This window comes from Bacillus sp. FSL R5-0659 (genome assembly GCF_038008785.1).
GTDB lineage: Bacteria > Bacillota > Bacilli > Bacillales > Bacillaceae > Bacillus > Bacillus safensis.
In genome coordinates, this window is sequence record NZ_JBBOZU010000001.1 from 3598826 (window position 1) to 3616388 (window position 17563).

At 39.1% G+C, this 17563-nt stretch carries 16 protein-coding genes and 1 riboswitch; of the genes, 8 read left to right on the forward strand and 8 right to left on the reverse strand.

Annotated elements, in window-relative coordinates; all coding sequences use genetic code 11:
- Positions 1-28: 28 nt before the first annotated feature.
- Genes NSQ72_RS18640 through NSQ72_RS18650 form a run of 3 tightly spaced genes read left to right on the forward strand, consistent with a single transcriptional unit; the run spans position 29 to position 4381 of the window.
- Positions 29-1282, forward strand: a complete 1254-nt coding sequence (locus tag NSQ72_RS18640; RefSeq protein WP_059377321.1) for an MFS transporter — start codon at positions 29-31, stop codon at positions 1280-1282.
- Positions 1279-3603 carry an ABC transporter permease gene (locus tag NSQ72_RS18645; RefSeq protein WP_341084939.1) on the forward strand — a complete coding sequence of 775 codons (2325 nt, stop codon included), beginning with the start codon at positions 1279-1281 and terminating at the stop codon, positions 3601-3603. The genes NSQ72_RS18640 and NSQ72_RS18645 overlap by 4 nt, the downstream gene beginning before the upstream one ends.
- 16 nt (positions 3604-3619) lie before the next feature.
- Complete coding sequence (locus NSQ72_RS18650; RefSeq protein WP_341084940.1) at positions 3620-4381, forward strand: ABC transporter ATP-binding protein; 762 nt, start codon at positions 3620-3622, stop codon at positions 4379-4381.
- A gap of 32 nt (positions 4382-4413) precedes the next feature.
- Here NSQ72_RS18650 and NSQ72_RS18655 read toward each other — a convergent pair whose 3' ends face one another.
- Positions 4414-4626, reverse strand: a complete 213-nt coding sequence (locus NSQ72_RS18655) for a hypothetical protein (protein WP_058838595.1) — start codon at positions 4624-4626, stop codon at positions 4414-4416.
- 411 nt (positions 4627-5037) lie between these two features.
- Between NSQ72_RS18655 and NSQ72_RS18660 the strand changes: the two genes are divergently transcribed.
- A complete protein-coding gene (locus NSQ72_RS18660; protein ID WP_341084941.1) occupies positions 5038-6216 on the forward strand; it encodes a Rap family tetratricopeptide repeat protein in 1179 nt (392 codons plus the stop codon).
- Between the two features lie 94 nt (positions 6217-6310).
- Here the strand turns inward: NSQ72_RS18660 and NSQ72_RS18665 are convergent, their stop codons facing one another.
- From NSQ72_RS18665 to NSQ72_RS18685, 5 genes are all read right to left on the reverse strand, one after another.
- Entirely contained in the window at positions 6311-7159 is an 849-nt protein-coding gene (locus tag NSQ72_RS18665) for a PRD domain-containing protein (RefSeq protein ID WP_047203741.1), read from the reverse strand.
- 30 nt (positions 7160-7189) lie between these two features.
- Positions 7190-8656 (reverse strand): glycoside hydrolase family 1 protein, encoded by a 1467-nt coding sequence (locus tag NSQ72_RS18670; RefSeq protein ID WP_341084943.1) that lies wholly within the window; start codon positions 8654-8656, stop codon positions 7190-7192.
- 4 nt (positions 8657-8660) lie between these two features.
- Positions 8661-10520, reverse strand: coding sequence for a beta-glucoside-specific PTS transporter subunit IIABC (locus NSQ72_RS18675; protein WP_059377336.1), 1860 nt, complete (start codon positions 10518-10520; stop codon positions 8661-8663).
- A gap of 341 nt (positions 10521-10861) precedes the next feature.
- The gene (locus NSQ72_RS18680) at positions 10862-11815 is read right to left on the reverse strand and encodes a hypothetical protein (RefSeq protein WP_341084946.1); all 954 of its coding nucleotides are present in this window, start codon (positions 11813-11815) and stop codon (positions 10862-10864) included.
- 210 nt (positions 11816-12025) lie between these two features.
- Positions 12026-12919, reverse strand: coding sequence for a hypothetical protein (locus NSQ72_RS18685; protein WP_059377339.1), 894 nt, complete (start codon positions 12917-12919; stop codon positions 12026-12028).
- 154 nt (positions 12920-13073) lie between these two features.
- On the opposite strand from NSQ72_RS18685, the gene NSQ72_RS18690 reads away from it, so the two are divergent.
- Positions 13074-13625: a PadR family transcriptional regulator gene (locus NSQ72_RS18690; protein WP_047203745.1), complete on the forward strand. Its 552-nt coding sequence runs from the start codon at positions 13074-13076 to the stop codon at positions 13623-13625.
- A gap of 4 nt (positions 13626-13629) precedes the next feature.
- On the forward strand, positions 13630-14112 hold the full coding sequence (locus NSQ72_RS18695) for a DUF4188 domain-containing protein (RefSeq protein WP_341084947.1): 483 nt from the start codon (positions 13630-13632) through the stop codon (positions 14110-14112).
- An 11-nt stretch (positions 14113-14123) separates the two neighbouring features.
- On the opposite strand, the gene NSQ72_RS18700 is transcribed toward NSQ72_RS18695, so the two are convergent.
- Positions 14124-14747 carry an NUDIX hydrolase gene (locus NSQ72_RS18700; RefSeq protein WP_341084948.1) on the reverse strand — a complete coding sequence of 208 codons (624 nt, stop codon included), beginning with the start codon at positions 14745-14747 and terminating at the stop codon, positions 14124-14126.
- Between the two features lie 171 nt (positions 14748-14918).
- On the opposite strand from NSQ72_RS18700, the gene NSQ72_RS18705 reads away from it, so the two are divergent.
- Together NSQ72_RS18705 and NSQ72_RS18710 are read left to right on the forward strand one after the other, a co-directional pair.
- Positions 14919-15125 (forward strand): helix-turn-helix transcriptional regulator, encoded by a 207-nt coding sequence (locus NSQ72_RS18705; RefSeq protein ID WP_003215336.1) that lies wholly within the window; start codon positions 14919-14921, stop codon positions 15123-15125.
- Positions 15122-15802, forward strand: coding sequence for a DUF3169 family protein (locus NSQ72_RS18710; RefSeq protein WP_126682546.1), 681 nt, complete (start codon positions 15122-15124; stop codon positions 15800-15802). Before NSQ72_RS18705 ends, NSQ72_RS18710 begins: the two co-directional genes overlap by 4 nt.
- A 47-nt stretch (positions 15803-15849) precedes the next feature.
- Here the strand turns inward: NSQ72_RS18710 and NSQ72_RS18715 are convergent, their stop codons facing one another.
- The gene (locus NSQ72_RS18715; RefSeq protein WP_058838384.1) at positions 15850-17196 is read right to left on the reverse strand and encodes an amino acid permease; all 1347 of its coding nucleotides are present in this window, start codon (positions 17194-17196) and stop codon (positions 15850-15852) included.
- Positions 17197-17359: 163 nt separating this feature from the next.
- A riboswitch (glycine riboswitch) is annotated at positions 17360-17439 on the reverse strand.
- Positions 17440-17563 lie beyond the last annotated feature (124 nt).

Genomic DNA, 17563 nt, shown 5'->3' on the forward strand with positions numbered 1-17563 from the left:
CGGTCGGTCTAAAAGGAGAGTGATATTTATGAATGTATTATTCAAAAGAGATTCATCTCACTTTATCTACCTCGTTCTCGGACAGATTATTTCCGTTTTCGGATCTTCTCTCATTCGATTTGTTCTATCTTTACATGTGCTGGATATGACACAACGAGTTGATTTATTTGCCTTACTTTTCGCTTTATCCAATATCCCGTTCCTTCTCTCCCCATTAGCTGGTGCAATCGCTGACCGGTTTAACAGAAGGAACTTGATGATTTTATTTGACGTCCTCGCCGGCATCATGATTCTTGCTTTTTATTTCTGGTTATTATCTGGAAATGATTCGCTCTACATGATAGGAGCTGTCATGATACTTCTTGGTGTGATGAGTACGTTTTATGCACCTACTGTGATGTCCAGCATTCCACAGCTAGTGAAAGAAGATCAATTAGAACAAGCGAACGGCATCGTCAATGGCGTTCAGGCACTTTCAGGTGTTCTCGCACCTGTTATCGGCGGTGTTCTATACGGAATGATTGGAAGTCAATTCATTATAGGTGCCAGTGCCATCGTATTTTTCCTATCTGCGTGCATGCTCTTACGATTAAAAATACCCTTCTCCTCTAGTCCGCTGACAGATTCTATGGGCAAAGTGCTCATAAAAGATATGAAACAAGGATTTTCTTATATCGGCAGCCAGCCGTTTCTAAAAAGAACCATGCTGCTTGCTGCAATGTTAAATTTCATCCTTACACCATTTTTTATCGTAGGTGGCCCAATCATTTTAAGGGTCACAATGAAAACCAGTGACATCATGTATGGAGTAGGAATGGGCTTGATTGAGTTCGCTGTCATCGCAGGTGCTCTGCTAGTTGGACTCGTAGCGAAGCATTGGCGCATTCCTACTTTATATCGCTGGATGCTTGTCATCGCCATCATCCTACTGCCTGTGGCGTTCTCAACATCGACTATGGCTCTACAATTTGGCACTTATCCAGCTTATTTTCTCTTTTTAGCAGGATGTCTTCCAATTGCTATGCTGCTTACAATGATCTCGGTCGTTGTGATATCACATATTCAAAAGAAAACTCCAAATCAGCAATTAGGAAAAGTGATGGCCAATCTAACAATGGTTTCTCAATGTGCAGTTCCGCTTGGTCAAATGATGTATGGGTTCTTGTTTAATACGTTTTCAGCCAACATGTATGTGACTGTGTTAATCGTCAGTGTTTTCATGTTTGCCCTAGCCTACCTAACAAAAAATATGCTTCAACATGAAGGGGAATCAGCCTCATGAGATTCGCCTTTATAAAGAAAGACTTAACCCGCCACCGTCTTATTTCAATTGGTTTAACTATTTGCATCATGATGACTTCATTTCTCGCAGCAAGTGCCGCTCAAATGACAGTACAGCTGAATGGGTCCATTTCTGGCCTGCTCCATTCTGCTAAAGCGCCAGACTTTGTCCAAATGCATGACGGCGACCTAAATGAAAAAGACATTGAAGCATTTTCAAGTAAGCAGTCCATGGTAAAAGCTCATCAAATCGTCCCAATGATACCAATTGAACATGCAAACATCAGGTTCGGACATGAGCCTGCCAAAGCAGGTGTGATGGATCATTTATTTGTGAAGCAAAATCGCAATTTTGATTTTCTTTTAAATCAACAAAACGAGAAGCTCACTGTCAATAAAGGTGAAGTGGCTGTCCCAATTTATTTTCAACAAAAGTATCATCTCAACATAGGTGAAACGTTACTGATTGAGAAAGGAGCTAATCAATTCACCTTTCGCATCAAAGCGTTCTTGCGAGATGTACAAATGAACCCCAGTCTAGTCAGTTCAAAAAGATTTCTTCTTCATAACGAGGATTGGGACGCAATAAATCAAGTGTTTCAACAAAAAGAGTACTTAATCGAATTTTTACTGCATGATGCCGCGCAGACAGATGCTTTTCAAGCAATCTATCAATCATCACAGATGCCACAACAAGGCCCAGCTGTCACACTGCCTTTGTTGCGCATGCTGAACGCATTGACAGATGGAATGGTGATTGCCATTCTCCTGCTTGTTTGCCTGCTGCTCATTAGTATAGCCCTTCTCTCACTCCATCTTGCTATGACGGCTTCTATAGAAGAAGATGAACGTGAAATTGGCATACTGAAGGTAATTGGGGTTCCTTTAACAAAAATTAAGCAATTATACGTTGGAAAGTATGCCGTGCTTGCTTGTGCAGGATGTATAGCAGGCTATGTGTTAACACTTATATTTGGTGATATGTTTACGGCCAATATTCAGCAATACATGGGGAATCAGCCTTCTTTTGATCATTTGTTAATCCCGCTTTTTGTTTCTATTGTGACTGCAATGATCGTCATCTCTTGCAGCTATGCTGTCCTAAGAAAGTTTGGTCAAATATCAGCTGCTCAAGCCCTTCAAGGTGGTATCCATTCATCGAATCATAAGAAAAAAATACCTATGCACCTCAAGAAAAGCAGGTTCTTACCGATCCACATTTGGCTTGGTTTAAAAGACCTGATATCACGAAAGAAGTTGTACACAACGATTACTTGTATTATTGCACTTTGTACATTTTTAATGCTGATGCCTATTCAGCTATGGCATACCTTACAATCACCGAATTTCATCACCTACCTTGGCTCGGGTAAAAGTGACCTTCGAATTGATATACGCCAAGGAAATCAACTAACGAAAAATACAAACGAAATAGAATCAATGATTCGTGAAGATAGGAGCATTCAAACAGCAGCCATCTATGAGACTGCTTCTCTTCAGGCGAAATCAAAGGAGAATTCATTAGAAACGCTCTATTTAGAAACAGGTGAGCTCTCAGCATTTCCCCTCACCTATTTACAAGGCCGGCAGCCTTTAAAGAATGATGAAATTGCCTTATCCGTGTTAAATGCAGATTCACTTCAGAAAAAGATAGGAGAAAGAATCACTCTCGTAACTAACGGGCATGAAACCCAAAGAACGGTGACAGGTATTTATCAGGACGTCACCAATGGAGGCAAAACAGCAAAAGCAATATCACAGCCATTTCCTCAATCAGCTCTTTGGAAAACCATTCAAATCCAACTAAAACCAGGAGTAAATATTGCCGAGAAAAAGGCGATATTTGAAAAAAAGGTATCTCCTGCAAAAGTGACAGATATGAAAGAATACGTTCATCAAACGATCGGCAGCACAGCAGCTATCGTAAAAGTCGTTGCATTTTTTGCTACATTAGCTGCTTTTGGGACCGCCAGCTTAATGCTGTTCATGTTCTTGCACATGTTAAAAGCGAAAGATTCAAGCCGGAACAACATGTTAAGAACAATTGGGTTTTCTATAACAGATATAACAGCACAATATATAACAAGTTTTATCGTTGTTCTCTCTTTTGGTGCCTTTATTGGAACAATCGCGGTCAATACAATTGGTCCTGCTTTGATGAGTGTCGGTGGAGCTTCATTAGGGGCGTCGAGCCTTCAGTGGCTGTCACCGCAATGGGTGTCGGTTGTGTATCCACTCATACTATTTATTGTCAATTTAGCTTTGATCGCCTGGTTATTGAAGACGTTTTTTTCTAGCCAAACGACAAGGCATACACTTTAATAAGGAGTTGTTTCACATGGAACACTTGATTGAAACGAAGCGATTGTCATTGCAAATCAATTCATTAAAAGGACAGAAACAAACGATTCTTAAGGATATTCATTTATCGATAAAGCGCGGGGAATTCGTGACCATTATGGGACCTTCTGGATGTGGAAAAACATCCTTACTTTATCAGCTTAGCGGTATAGAAACAGCTTCAACAGGAGAGATCAAATATAAAGGCCGAACACTATCAGAAATGACAGAAAAACAGTTAAGTGCTCTGCGCTTAACTGAGATGGGATTTGTCTTTCAGCACAGCCACTTATTAAAAAATCTTAATCTATTTGACAACATCATTGCAGCAGCTTATTTAGCAAAGAAAAAGCCAAGACAAAAAGTGAATGAACGAGCTCAATATTTAATGGAAAAACTTGAAATTGATCATTTGGCAAATAGATATTTGACAGAAGTATCGGGAGGACAGCTTCAAAGAGCCGCTATCTGCCGAGCGCTCATGAATGAACCAGACATACTTTTCGCTGATGAACCAACAGGTGCTCTTAATTCCAGTACAACAAAGGAAGTGATGAATATTTTTTCAAGAATCCACTCTGAAGGAGCAACACTGCTGCTTGTTACACATGACCCCAAGGTGGCTCTTCGTTCTGAAAGAATCATGTTTATGAATGACGGAGAAATGGCAGACAGTTTACAATTAGGAAGATATGATCGTTCAACTGCCGAGAACCGAGAAATGAGATTAAATCAATGGCTGCAAAATTTAGGTTTTTAATTTGAGTAAAATCAGGCAGGAAACTGCCTGTTCTACTTTTTCTGGCACTCAAACGAGTAATCCATAGACAAACTATTTGTTTCTAAGATGATTTTGCCGCCAGCTTGTTGACAAGATTCTGTCAGCAGCTCAATTTCTTTGCTATAGAAGTATCTCTTTGACATATATAGAGTCACTAAAACAAGTAAAAGAGTCGTGATAATGACTGTAATTTGTCTGTTTAAGCTTTGAAATCTTTTTTTCATTTCAACATCCTTTCTAAAAGGTCGGAGTTTGTGTTTAATACTTACTTTTGTCGTCATCTATCAGTTTCTTATCTCATGATCTAGCAACATCATACCTGATTTTCTTTCCTAGATCGACCTTCCATTTTCCCTCTGAAATAGCTAAAACTTCTTTATTCCAAATATACAAGTGTTATTTTCGTTCATTATCATAAAATCCATTGTATAAATCCCTTTTTTAGATTTCCAAAAAGAGATCTTATTCATTTGTGTTAACAAGCAATCACCCTTACAATATCGTACATCGCATGACCTTAGGTCCTTTTTATTACCTCTTGTCAATCACCTCACCGAAACGATTATATTTTACCAAAAATTGTGATATCGTTTTTTATGAAACAGGTGAAAGGATCTTAAAGAGGTGAAATTTCCATGGCTATCATTTCTGCTGAACAGGTGGGGAATCGTTTAAATGATTGGAGAATTGCAATTCGCAAGCATGATGTACACAGTGCAAAAGCAATGTATACAGAAGTAAAGGAATTACTTCAAAAAATGGAAGAGAATCAGGAGGTCTTGACCTATTACTCATTGCTAGAAGGCAAGTATAAGCTCATGTTATATGAACGAAGAGGTACGAAACTGAAGGAACAGCTAGAGCCAGATTGCCCCTCTAAAACAAACGACTTAATTGAATACTATTTTTACCTATACAAAGCCCTTTACGCGTCATATAAAAGAGACTATGCATCAGCCATTGGACTGTTTAAAATTGCCGAGAAAAAACTACAACACATTCCTGATGAAATAGAAGTAGCAGAATTCCATACGAAAATCGCCAACTTATATATGCTGCTTCGTCAAAGCCTAATTTCTCTACACTACATTCAGAATGCTATTGATATTTTCAAAAGCCATGAAGGATATGAAAGAAGACTAGCTGCAGCCTTTGTCATCGCCGCTGCTAATTATATGGACATTGGCGACTTTATAAGGGCAGAAAATTACTACAAAAAAGCATTACACATCGCAGACAGTCTCAATGATCATTTTCTAACATCACAGCTTTATCATAATATCAGTATTTTGTACGCCGAAGCTGGCGAATCAAAAAAATGTATCGATGCCCTAGAAAAGGCTCTTAGTGACGAAGACTATCTCTCATCGTGTTACTTCCATTACTCCATGTACATGTTAATGAAAGAGCTGCTTTCTATCGATGAAAGGACACAAGCTCTCTATTACTTCGAATTGGTTAACCAAAAACATGAATCAGAGAAATGCCCCATCTATACAGCAAAAATGAATTTGCTTTACCATCTATATTTCACTGAAGATATGGCTCAAAAAGCTCAAGCCTGTTTCGATGAAATCAGCATTCTTAAAAAATTAAAAGATGCTGAAGGAGTCTGTGAATTAAGTGCATTAGCAGCAAAACACTTTGAAGAGCTGGGAGCAATTCATCAAGCCTATCTCTTTTTGAAGGAAGCTGATCGCATGAAACATCCTATCATTGACTGGGGGAATTCTAATGAAAAAAATGAGTTTATTGATTATCACTTTGACCATCGTTGTTTTAGGACAAACAGGGACTTTCAATTCATTAAATGATGAAAATGGTCCAACAGAACGACCTATCGGAACTTAATATAAACATTTGCCAAATAAAGAACCACTCGCCTCATCAAGGCAAGTGGTTCCACATTTATTTTAGTTGCTGATAAGAAATGAGGCGGTGTATATGTACCGCAAGATAAGTCAGCTCATCATTAGGAATGATGATACTATGCACCTGTTTAATATAGTCTTTGATCTTAAAAGCAACATCCATCGCTTGAGGATATAAATGTGCAATTTGTTCAAATAACTCATTTTCTTGATCTGATAATAATTTATCAGCATAAAATCTTTCTACAAAGAATTTCACATGTGTAATGAACCGGCTGTAATGAATATTCTCTTGATCCATTTTCATATTCAACGTATATCGAACAAGATTGACAATACTTCCGATCATCTTGGCGTATTTCATACCATCTTTCGACTCGGACTCTTCACCTAATGCATTAATCAAGTGAAAGGCAATATTGGCAGCTTCTTCTTTTGGTAATTGTATGCCCAATGTGTCATTGACTAACTCAAGTGCGTAGTTCCCTACTTCAAATTCTTCTGTATAGTAATTTTTGATTTCCCAATACACACGATTCGTAATATTAATATTCTTTTTATGACGTTCCACTGCAAAATTCAAATGATCCATTAAGGTAAAATAAACACCTGAATTTAAAGTTGAGCTTAAACGTTTTTCTGCATATTGGACAATTTGCTGAGTTAAATCGATAAACTCCTGAGGCATTGAATCTAACAATTGAAGAAATTCTTTTGCTCTCATGTTATCGACTGACATAAAGACTTGGTCCGCTTTTTTCTCTTCTATCATTTGACCTGGTTTCTGGCCATAGCCAATTCCTCGGCCGAACAAAACCATCTCCTGTTGGTTCTGATCTTCAGCCAGGACCACGCTCGAGTTTAAAACTTTTTTGATTTTAAACATCGTCATCACCTGTTTTCATGATTGTGGTGTTTAATCAAGCGATTCACCATTTGTCTCAATGACTTTTTGGTACCAATAAAATGAATCTTTTCGAGATCTTTTTAATGTCCCGTTCCCGTCATCATCTTGATCTACGTGAATGAAGCCGTACCGTTTTGACATTTGTGATGTACCTGCACTAATAATATCAATCGAGCCCCAGCTCGTATATCCAAAGAGATCGACGCCTTCTTCAATGGCTTCTCTCATTTGACGGAAATGCTCTTTGAAATAGTTAATACGATAGTCGTCATGGATTGAACCATCACTTTCAACTATATCCTTTGCACCCATGCCGTTCTCGACAATGATAAGAGGTTTTTGATAGCGATCATACAATTCGATCAAAGAAATTTTCAGACCAACCGGATCAATTTGCCAGCCCCAATCAGTTGAAGGAAGATAAGGGTTTTTGACTCCACGAATGGTATTCCCTTCTGTCTCTTCTAATCCATCTTGGGCTGATTCCGTTAAAGACATATAGTAGCTAAATGAGATAAAATCTACTGTGTTTTCTTTTAAAATAGTAAGATCATCTGCTTCCATATGAATATGAATATCTTTTCTCTCAAGCATACGCTTGATCAGTGGCGGATACTCGCCAAACACCTGAACATCTGCATAGAAATAGTTTTCTAAGTTTTGTTTCAAAGCTTGTTCTACATCATTCGGGTGGCACGTATGCGGATACGTTGTCAATTTTGTCAGCATACATCCTACCTGGCTGCCTGGAATGATACGATGGCAATCTGCTGTTACGAGAGCAGATGCAACAAATTGATGATGAAGTGCTTGGTACACCGTCTCTTCTAATTTTCCTTCTGGGCAGCGATCAGGAATAATTCCCGCTGTAATGAAAGAGTGTCGGTGAATACTATCAATTTCATTAAAGGTAAGCCAATATTTCACATCATCTTTATAACGTTCGAAACAAACATTGGCGAATTTCACAAAGAGGTCGATTACTTTTCTTTCAACCCAGCCGTTATATTTCACACTAAGGGCTAAAGGCATTTCATAATGAGAGAGAGTCACGATCGGTTCTATGTTGTGTTTTTTCATTTCTGCAAATACACGATCATAAAATTGCAGCCCTTTCTCATTCGGTTCCGCTTCTTCTCCAGTAGGGAAGATACGACTCCATGCAATAGAAATTCGAAGTGTTTGAAATCCCATTTCAGCAAAGAGAGCCAAATCCTCTTTATAGTGATGATAGAAATCGACACCTCTGCGCTTTGGGTATTTTTTATCGTCTGGATCTTTCATCGCACGATCTATATTTTCAGTGGTAACTGCAAGATGGCCTTCATAATCTTCTACACTCAAGTTGGAACGGTACATTGCAATATCTGCAACAGACGGCCCCTTTCCATCTATATTCCAGGCGCCTTCTGCCTGGTTAGCAGCAATGGCGCCGCCCCATAAAAATCCTTTTGGAAAACCTTTGATTTTTGTCATATGATTAGCCTCCTAATTGTGTAACAACCATCAATGTATCTTGACGATTGACCTCTTGTAATGGCTGTACCTTAATATCATATTGATCTGTATTTGTGACTACAGCAAGTGTTACTGGATCATATCCTGCTTCCATGATTTTTTCTAGATCAAATTCAATCAATAAATCACCCGCTTGAACACGATCTCCAGCCTGTACTTTTGGATGGAAATACTGCCCTTCCAACTGAACGGTGTCAATGCCGATGTGGAATAATACTTCAACTCCATGGTCCGTTTTCATACCAAGTGCATGGTTTGTTTCGAACAGCAAGGTTACCTCTCCATCTACAGGTGCATAAAGTGCTCCTTTTGAAGGTACAATGGCAATTCCTTCTCCCATGACCTTTGAAGAGAAAATATCATCTTTCACTTCGGATAGAGAGATCATTTGGCCAATCACAGGGCTCTTGAATGTTTCGCCTGCTCCAATTTTTTCAGCAAACCCAGCTTGATCCTTTGTCTTTTCTTCTACTGTTCGATCTTTACCTAATACAAAAGCAGCGATAAAGGCGACAATAAACGAAATGACCGCTCCAATGATAGCAAACATCAGATTTCGCGGTAGCTCATCTGATATAAACATCGACATGCTTGCTAAACCAGGACCAACAAGCACAAAGGCTTGTATACCAACTAATCCAATGAAAATTCCGCCAACAAACGAACCAATCATGACACTTCCTAGAACTCGCTTATTTTGCAGTGTCACACCATACAGCGCTGGCTCTGTGATGCCAAAAAAGGCTGATATCCCTGCCGAAATGGCTGTTGATCTAAGTACCTTGTCTTTTGTTCGAAGTGCCACAGCGAAACACGCTCCACTTTCCGCAATATTATGCGCAAGTGATGCCGGCAAATAAAGTGCTTCTTTCCCAAGGGTTCCCATCGTTGTGACTGCATAAGGAACCATTGCTTTATGCATGCCCGATGCCACCATGAATGGGAGGACCGCTGCTAAAATGGCGACAGCTACCCAGCCTACCGTATTAAACATCGAAAGAATAATAGATGAAAAACCTTGCCCCGCTGTAAAACCAATCGGTCCTAACAGAAGTAGCGTAACTGGTACAGTAATGACCAATGACATCATCGGAACGAAGAAAATCCGAATTGGTTTTGGTGAAAACCGTGTAAAGAATTTTTCCATTTGCGCGTAAAGCAATACAGAAAGGATTGCCGGAAACACTTGATACGCATAAGCTATATTTTTCACATCGAATGACAGTAATTGTGCACCTTCTGTAAGCATCGCCGTCATGTTCGGCAGAAGAAGCGCACCGACTGCTGATAGTGCGACCAGTGGGTTTACTTTTAGTTTATTCGCCGTCGTTACAGCAACTAGTAAAGGCAGAAAGTAAAGTGGTGCGTCACCTACCATGTTCAATATTTGATAGGTTTGTCCCTTTGCATCCATCCAGCCTAATAAAGAGAAAAGGAGAAGAAATGATTTTAAAATTCCTCCGCCTGCGATAGCTGGTACAAGCGGCTGGAAGACACCGACAATGAAATCTAACAGAACTGTGCCTGCTTTTCTTTTTTCATTTGGCTGATTGGATGGCACATTCTGGCTTGATGAGCTGCCGCCTATTAAACTTGTTACCTTTTGATACACTTCAATGACGTCATTCCCAATGACTACTTGGCATTGTCCTGTCATTCTAACAGCTATGACACCCGGTGTTTTTTCCAGTGCTGGTACATCTGCTTTTTTCTGATCAATTAGTGTGAAGCGAAGTCTTGTTGAACAATGTTCAAGGTGCGCAATGTTTTCTTTGCCGCCTACATGCTGTAGAACGTCTTTGGCAACTTGTGTGTAATTCATTTTTTCTCCCCCTTTTCTCATACACGAGACCTATATTTCGGCAACAAAAAAAGGACCTAAAACGACAAATAAAAGAAAAATTCATCGTTTTTAGATCCTGCCTGCATGACCAGTCACATGTCTAATTTATTCATATTGGATTTGTTTTTAGTATATATGCATTATATGAAAGCGTCAACATTTATTTTTCTAAAAATTATTAGGGTCTATATACCTAAAATACTTTTCTCTATTCACTTATAGGAAACCTTCTACTCTTTTGTTCCTTCTATCATCAATCAACCATATTTTTCTCCACAAAAAACCAGATAAGTTGATTCACTCATCTGGTTTAAATTCATCTATTTTCTCTTTTCTTCTACCTTCTTTTTAAATGCTTTCGCTTGTTTTTCATATTCCTTTTTCGTGACAGCTTTTAACTCTACTGAATCGCCTGTCATGATATATGGTTTAGGAATTTCTTTATATTCCTTATCCGTGAAAACTTTTAACTCTACTGTACCGTCTGTCTTTTTAATTGGCAGTTTTACTGATTTTGCATCTCGATCAGTCGAACCTATAATGACACCTTTTTCAATTATAGGATCATAGCTCATGTCAAAATATTCTCCCCCATCAGTATAGCCTCCGACCTCTAATTTCATTTCTTTATAGGGCTTACAACCTTCTTCAGAAACAGTTGTTATTAGAAACGAGCCGTTCCATCCAATCTCAACATGCATGCTTTCCACTTGTAAAAATAGTTGTTTATCCTCTGCCGTATATAGAAAACCATATACTTTCGCCACTTTATCCCTGAAGTGTCTCATATTTTCATAATATCTAGTTTCTGATGAATCAACTAGATTTTGATGTCGATTTTGAATCTTTTTTTGATACGTAACTAGCTTTTTTTGATTGATTGCTTTATAAATCGTGCTTTGCTTCTCGCCTTGTTTTTTCACAGAAAGGTTTTTCCCCGAAAAATGAACTTCGTATATGATCGTTTCTTTTCCTTTTTTCATTTGAAATTCATACCCATTTTCTTTTGAATGGCCGGTTATGACATATTGTTTTTTATATAATTGAGGGTCCCACCAAATTTCTTCTATATATCTTTCATTCAAATGACCTGTTACTTTGCCTTTATTCTCAGATATCTCGAACCAGTTCAGTCTATCCTTAGTTTTATACGCAAATGCATAGGAATGATTCAATGAATTTTTTTGTGCGATTGCTTGATATGCTGTCCAGCCGCCTCCACCCAAGATGAGTACGGCTAGGATAGACACGACCCAGATTTTCAATTTGCTCATACGTACCTCCTCTAATATTTAATTTGAGAAATCAACATCAACAATATTTTACCATATATTCAACTAAATTCTTATTCACTTAAAAGTAGATACTAGAAAATTTAGATAATTATTTTAGTAATTATATCTTACATCTATGCAAATAATATCCTTTTTTTCATGGAGAATTCAGATATGTTATTAACCCTTATTCACCTGGTCCAATACGATCTATTTTTTCTTTTCTTCAGCCTGCTTTTTAAATGCTTCCGTTTGCTCTTGATATTCCTCTTTCGTGACAGCTTTAAATTCTATTGTACCGCCTGCCATTTTAAAGGGAAATCTAATTGATGTTGCGTCTCGGTCAGTTTCCCCTAAAATAAAACCCTTTTCAATTGCAGGATAAGTACTCAAATCAAACATTATCCCATCTGAAACACCCCCGGCTGTATGTTTCGTTTCTTTATAAGGTGCTCCACCATCTCCTGGGACCGTTCTCATCAGAAAAGAACCTGCCCATTCAGACTGCATATACATTCGTTTTACTTTTAGAAATAGCTGGTATGAACCATCCTCCGCCGTATACAGATAACCATAAGCGCCTGTTACTTTCTTAATGAAGTTTCTTACATAATCATGAAATCTATTTTCAGTGTCCTCCATCAGTTCTTCATATAGGTCATGAATGTCCTTTTGAACAGCACGTAGTTTTGTTTGATCAACTGCTTTGTATGTGATGCTTTGTTTTTCACCTTGTTTTCTCACAGAAAGATCTTTTTCAGCAAGGTGAACTTCATATGTGACCGTCTTTTTCCCTTGCTTCACTTGAAATTCGTAACCGTTTTCAATCGTTTTGCCGGTTAATTTATATTTGTTGATAAATAGATTAGGATCAAAATGCCTTTTTGGGTTTTCCTCCAAAATGGTTTCATTCAGATGACCTGTTACTTTCCCTTTTTTCTCCGTTACTTTGAACCAGTTCACATGATTCTTGGTCTTATATGCAAAGGCGTAAGATTGATTCAATACACTCTTTTTTGCATTTGCTTGATATGCTATCCAGCTGACAGCACCCATGATTAGTACCGCTAGAATTGCCACGATCCAGATTTTCGATCTATTCATACATACCTCCACCGACAGAATTTCATTTTTTCTATCAATATATGAGTGAGTCACCTCCTTTATCGAATTTATTTTTCAACAACCCCTTGTATCTGCCACTCCCCATCATATATTATATATCTAAATGATATATCTTTTAGATAGGTGTGCTGATATGAAAAAATACAATGATACGACGTATGCGATTTTAGGTATTTTAACGACAGATTGTAAGTCAGGGTACGAAGTGAAGCAATTAATTGATAGGAGCTTGCATCATTTTTGGAAAATCAGTTATGGACAAATTTATCCAGCTTTAAAGCTAATAGTCGAGGAAGGCCTTGCGGAGGTTTCACCTGCTGCTAGCTCTGGTCGCTCAGACAAGCGGGAATATCATTTGACTGAAAAAGGACTGGACACGTTAAGAGAATGGCTGGCGCAGCCGCTCGATCAGTTACCAACAGAGCGGAATGAGGTGTTATTAAAATTATTCTTCGGTCAATATCTTTCGTTTGAGAAAAAACTAGCGCTTTTACAGGATTATGAGAGGCAGCTCCGTATTCGTTATGAGACATATGTTGCGATTGAACAAAACATTCAAGAGCTGTACCCAGATGAAGCGGATGCGAAGTATTGGCTGTTTACTTTAGATTATGGGAAAAGAGTGGCTCAAGCTGGAATTGATTGGTGCGTGGAGACATTCCATTCGATGAAGAAGGAAGGGTAAATGAATGAAAAAAGACATACGTGCTGGCAGATTTACAACGGACAATTCTGATTCGATTGTGGTGTTCATTATCGGAATGAGGATCAACAAACGCTGGGCCATTCATCAATGGATGCCTGTGTTCATGGCGATGCCTGGCATGATCAAGGAGCTGTATACCCATCAAGAGGAGCTAGGGTTTCTTGGAACAGAGAATTACTTTGGATTACGCACGACAGCGATGATTCAATATTGGAAATCAACAGATGACCTCCTTGCCTATGCCAAGATGGAGAAGCATTTGGCTGCTTGGAAAAGATTTAACCAAATGGCACGAAATAATGATGCGGTCGGCATTTATCATGAAACATACCAAATTCAAGCCGGCTCGTATGAATCCGTCTACGTGAACATGCCTTCCTACGGATTGAGCCAAGCGAGAGCGCCTATTCCAATTGGTAAAGGAAAACAAACAGCGCAGGAACGGCTGAATACAACAAATTCCTAGAGAGCGATTCTCTAGGAATTTCTTTTTGCAACGGTCACAAAATGCTTTAATATGCGGGCTGTTAATCCCCATATGGTGTAGTTTTCGTAATCATAAAACCATTCCTCAATCGAACGGCTCCCCCAGCTGTATTTTTCACCATTCATGATTTTTTCATAAGGGAAGTCCTCTCCTGGTGTTGGCTGAACGGATACATGATGTAGGTACGGCTCATATTGGCTGAGCCATGATAGAGGCACGGTAAAGGTCTCTTCTACTTCTTCTTGATTATAGGAGTGTTTCACTTTTTGCTCATCAATGATACCGACATATGGGTATACGACAAAGGATGGAGAAGCGATATAAGGACTGAGCTGCCCAACGATTTCGACCGATTCTGGCGGAATGCCCAACTCTTCATGTGTTTCTCGCAGTGCAGCCTCCTGTGCTGTTTCGCTGCCGTCGAGCTTGCCCCCAGGAAAACTAATATCACCCGGCTGTTTTCTCATGGTGAGCGATCGTACCTCAAATAATATATGCCATTCTCCATTTACTTGTACTAAAGGGATCAGGACTGCTGCTTTGAACGCTGTCTCTTCTCCAATGAACAACGGTTGTGATTGATGTAAGTCATTTTTTAATTGATCAATGAACACGGCCATCACCTGTTTTCTGTTTCTCTTTCCTTTAGCGTATCATGGTTCACCTTTTCAATAAAGATGATCTTTCTGACAATTATTTTTATCAATTTGACAACTTTACTTGTCAAATTGAATATAATGCTTTACAATCAAGGAAAGATTTCAATTAAAACTTGAGGTGACAGAATGAAAAATCGGTTAAAAGAGCTTCGTGCGCGTGATGGTTTAAACCAAACTGAGCTTGCGAAACGTGCAAAGGTCTCTCGTCAAACCATCAGCTTAATGGAACGTGATGAATTAATGCCGTCTCTCTTGCTCGCTGTTAAGCTTTCACGAATTTTTCAGGAACCCATTGAACGTATTTTTCTATTCGAGGAGGATGAACTATCATGAAAACTGTATACAAAATGCTCTTAGGTGCTCTCCTTGGCTTTCTCGGTGCTTACTGTCTGCTGGCAGCCGAATTTGAGATGACACTTATTGATATTGCATTTGAAGCGACTCTTGTCATCAGTGGAGTGACAATTTTATTGATTATTTATTGTTTTTCAGGGATTTCACGTATGAAAAAAAGAGTGTCTCTTTCGGTCTCTGGAGATGAGGAAGATGAACTGGAGGCTAAGCAATATCGGACCTTTACTGATTCGACATTAGCCAATACGGTGAGTACGATTTTGTCCATTATTGCCATCGGTATAACCATCGTCACCGAGCAGCCACTCTGGTTGATTCTGGTCAATGCTGCTTTATTTATCGTCACCATTATTAGTTCTTATGCAGCGATATCCGTCCTCAAACTTGTCTATCCTAATCGCAATCTACCAAATCCGTCCGACAAAGACTATAGTAAAAAGCTGCTCGCCATTTCAGACGAAGGGGAAAAGCATGTCATGCTTGGCGGACTGTTTCACACGTATCAAATGATGAATATTCTATTGACTAGTGCCATGTTTATTTTGATTGTGTATTCGCTTGGAGCCAATCACTCTCAACTGTTCTCGATCGTGGTCATTGGGATTGTTTTGATCATTTTGAATGCAAATTATGTGTTGAAGATTAGAAATCGTTAAATGATAAAAAGCACAGCTCTGTCAAAAGGCTGTGCTTTTTCCGTCCGTTACGATGCACGGCGTTTCTTTCGTGCATAAATCAAAAATAAGAAACCAAACCATACCGGTGTCAATAGCAACGCAGGACGTGTTGCATCTGCGAAGAGCATGATCACGAGAATGGCTGCAAAGAGCGCAAGAACGCAAATATTCACAAAAGGTGTGAACGGTGCTTTAAAGGTAGATGCTGCATGCAGTTCAGGCCGTGTTTTTTTATATTTCAAATGACAAATTAAAATAATACTCCATACCCAAATGAAACAAATGGCACTGATCGTGGTAACAATCCCAAAGGCTTGTTCGGGAATCAGCTTGCTTAAAAGTGCACCGACCGATACTACAATCGTTGAAACAAATAGCGCATTACTCGGGACAGCGTGCTTGTTCAAACGTCCAAAGGAAGCTGGCCCCTGCTTTTGATGACTGAGATTATACAGAATACGGCTTGTCGAGAACATGCCGCTATTACAAGCTGATGCCGCAGACGTCAACACAACAAAATTGATAAGCCCCGCTGCTACTGGTATCCCAATGAGCCCAAAGGTTTTCACAAAAGGACTTTCTGATGCACTGAGCTCAGACCATGGGTTGATACATAGTAAAACAAAGATCGCACCCACATAGAAAAATAGAATTCTTAATGGAATCTTATTAATCGCAGAGGGAATGTTTTTTTGCGGATTAGCTGTTTCTGCTGCGGATACGCCAACCAGTTCAACTCCCACATACGCAAAAATCACCATCTGGAATGACAGCAAGAAGCCTGTGACACCATTCGGGAATAACCCGCCATGAGACCATAAATTCGTTACTGTCACCGGTCCGGCATCGGTTTGAAAACCAATGATTAAAAGAACAATTCCAACACCGATCAGTAATAGAATCGTAATCACTTTAATGAGTGCAAACCAAAATTCCATTTCTCCGAAAAGCTTCACCGTTAATAGATTCAATCCTAGTAAAATCAACAAACAAATGATGGCAGGAATCCATTGCGGGATATCAAACCAATACTGCACATACACTCCGACCGCAATGACATCCGCCATCGCTGTCATAATCCAGCAAAACCAATATGTCCACCCTGTCACAAAAGATGCCCACGGGCCGAGATAGTCCTCTGCAATATCGGTTAATGACTGATAGCCCGCCTTCGATAAAAGCAATTCTCCAAGTGCCCTCATGACAAAAAAGATGGCCATTCCGACAATTAAATAAGCAAAAATGATTGATGGACCTGCCAATTGAATGGCTTTTCCAGAGCCTAAAAACAGCCCTGTTCCAATGGTTCCGCCAATGGCAATCAATTGCACATGACGGTTTGATAAATCTCGTTTTAATTCTTGTTGTGCCAATGCTAACACCCTCCTACGACACGATCTTATACTGAAATAATGAACTCTTTAAAAAGTCCATAAAAAAAGAGATTGGATGCGCTCCAATCTCACGGTCATAAAAGAATAGCAAAATAGAGAAAAGTAATACACGGCATCATCCATGCATCACAAATACAATATTTCGTACTCTTCTGTCCTTTTGCCTGAGATTGTGAACCCTTCGGCGCCGCACATACATGCGGTCTCTCCAGAAGCTGCTCCTGCTATAGTGTGACCCACAGCAATCATAGCCTTCGTTATTTAATTAAAATGTTGCTATTTCTGAATAATTTTATATTTTACGCCTCAATCAGAATGCTGTCAATGGTAATCTTTTATGATTTAC

Bases quoted from the DNA above. Each gene is read 5' to 3' on its own strand.
- NSQ72_RS18640 (WP_059377321.1), top strand. From the start codon at position 29: ATGAATGTATTATTCAAAAGAGATTCATCTCACTTTATCTACCTCGTT.
- NSQ72_RS18645 (WP_341084939.1), top strand. From the start codon at position 1,279: ATGAGATTCGCCTTTATAAAGAAAGACTTAACCCGCCACCGTCTTATT.
- NSQ72_RS18650 (WP_341084940.1), top strand. From the start codon at position 3,620: ATGGAACACTTGATTGAAACGAAGCGATTGTCATTGCAAATCAATTCA.
- NSQ72_RS18655 (WP_058838595.1), bottom strand. From the start codon at position 4,626: ATGAAAAAAAGATTTCAAAGCTTAAACAGACAAATTACAGTCATTATC.
- NSQ72_RS18660 (WP_341084941.1), top strand. From the start codon at position 5,038: ATGGCTATCATTTCTGCTGAACAGGTGGGGAATCGTTTAAATGATTGG.
- NSQ72_RS18665 (WP_047203741.1), bottom strand. From the start codon at position 7,159: ATGTTTAAAATCAAAAAAGTTTTAAACTCGAGCGTGGTCCTGGCTGAA.
- NSQ72_RS18670 (WP_341084943.1), bottom strand. From the start codon at position 8,656: ATGACAAAAATCAAAGGTTTTCCAAAAGGATTTTTATGGGGCGGCGCC.
- NSQ72_RS18675 (WP_059377336.1), bottom strand. From the start codon at position 10,520: ATGAATTACACACAAGTTGCCAAAGACGTTCTACAGCATGTAGGCGGC.
- NSQ72_RS18680 (WP_341084946.1), bottom strand. From the start codon at position 11,815: ATGAGCAAATTGAAAATCTGGGTCGTGTCTATCCTAGCCGTACTCATC.
- NSQ72_RS18685 (WP_059377339.1), bottom strand. From the start codon at position 12,919: ATGAATAGATCGAAAATCTGGATCGTGGCAATTCTAGCGGTACTAATC.
- NSQ72_RS18690 (WP_047203745.1), top strand. From the start codon at position 13,074: ATGAAAAAATACAATGATACGACGTATGCGATTTTAGGTATTTTAACG.
- NSQ72_RS18695 (WP_341084947.1), top strand. From the start codon at position 13,630: ATGAAAAAAGACATACGTGCTGGCAGATTTACAACGGACAATTCTGAT.
- NSQ72_RS18705 (WP_003215336.1), top strand. From the start codon at position 14,919: ATGAAAAATCGGTTAAAAGAGCTTCGTGCGCGTGATGGTTTAAACCAA.
- NSQ72_RS18710 (WP_126682546.1), top strand. From the start codon at position 15,122: ATGAAAACTGTATACAAAATGCTCTTAGGTGCTCTCCTTGGCTTTCTC.